This window comes from Microcystis sp. LEGE 00066, from assembly GCF_015207925.1.
Classification (GTDB): domain Bacteria; phylum Cyanobacteriota; class Cyanobacteriia; order Cyanobacteriales; family Microcystaceae; genus Microcystis; species Microcystis ichthyoblabe_A.
Window position 1 is genome coordinate 1 of the sequence record NZ_JADEVX010000363.1, and the last position, 1,357, is coordinate 1,357.

Annotated in this window: 1 protein-coding gene and 1 pseudogene; both read right to left on the reverse strand. The window is 41.6% G+C overall.

From position 1 onward, the window contains the following. Positions 1–57: 57 nt before the first annotated feature. Positions 58–639: an HAD-IC family P-type ATPase gene (locus IQ224_RS23540; RefSeq protein ID WP_370583166.1), complete on the reverse strand. Its 582-nt coding sequence runs from the start codon at positions 637–639 to the stop codon at positions 58–60. Positions 640–642: 3 nt separating this feature from the next. After that, a pseudogene (locus IQ224_RS23545) lies at positions 643–1,357 on the reverse strand (IS630 family transposase); the annotation flags it as partial.

The window sequence follows — 1,357 nt, forward strand, 5'->3', positions numbered from 1 at the left end:
ATACTTAATTTGTCCAGCCAACTGTTTTTTTGGGTGATCGCCTCTCCTCAAAAATAGTTACTTTGTACTATATGCCCATGCCAAAATCGGGGTTAATGCTCTATTTATTTCAAAATGAGAATTGCTGACCGTTTGCAGAGCTTTGCCAATTTTTCCCATTTCAGTGCCGATACCCGTTGCTTGCACCTGGGCAATGCCCTGCCCTTGCACCGCAAGAGTGCCAGAATAGACAGTGGGTAAGTCGTCTCCACCCGGTCTCAAGGTGGCTGAAAGTTTCTCTGGGTCTTCTTCTAGCTGGATGGTGCGTTTCCTGACCGGAACAGACTCCCCGGTTAACAGCGATTCATCAATCGTCAAGTGAGTGGACCACAGCAAAATCGCATCCGCAGGAACGCGATCGCCCTCCTCCACCACGATCAGATCGCCCTCTACCACTTCTCGGCCGGCAATCCGCTGCCGTTCCCCATCTCGAATCACCAAGGCCCGCGGACTGGATAAGTCCCGCAGTGCTTCTAGAGAACGTTCCGTTTTTTGCTCCTGGTAAAGATTGATGCCAATAATAAAAAAGACAAACCCCAACAAAATCAGAGCTTCTTGTGCATCACCCAAAAAGAGGTAGATGACACCACAGGCAATTATACTTTAGATGTTCATAATCTGATATTTATTAAACTTCTGAAATCGTAGAGTCAGCAAGGAATCCAGTTCTTTTTTATGTTTCAGATGGGCATCATTCAGACATTCATAAATAGCTGAAGAAAAGTCAGAAAAGTTTTCATAATATTTACCATGTAAACATTTCTTTTTGACAAATTTCCACAGCCTTTCAATTAAATTTAGATTAGGCGAATAAGACGGCAGATAGAGTAGCTCTATTGACAAAGAAAGAGCCAATTCTTCAACAATTTTACATTTCTGATAGCGGGCATTATCTAAGACTAGAGTGATGGGAATCATTAGTCCTAAAGCAGCTATTTTTTCAAGAAGTTCACAGACTTAAGTTGCCGTAATATAAGTGTCATTAGTAACTAGAATCACTTCATGAGTTATTGCATTTAATGCTCCTAAAACATTGAAGCGTTTACGCCCGCTCGGTGACTTAACAAAAAGTCTCTCAAAACACCAAACAAAACCGAGAAATGCTCCCATGACGAAGTGAGCGGCATCAACAAAAAAAACAGCCCTTTTTCCTTCTTTAGCCTCATTTAGTCTCGGTTCTAGCTTTTTTTGTTTGTAGTCTTCTTGTTCATCTGGGTCAGCTTTAGAAGGAAGAGAACCTATTTTTAAACATTTCATTCCCAAGGATTTTAAGAATTTCCTCACTTGGGTAGGACTTCGTTTTATCCCTGTCAATTCT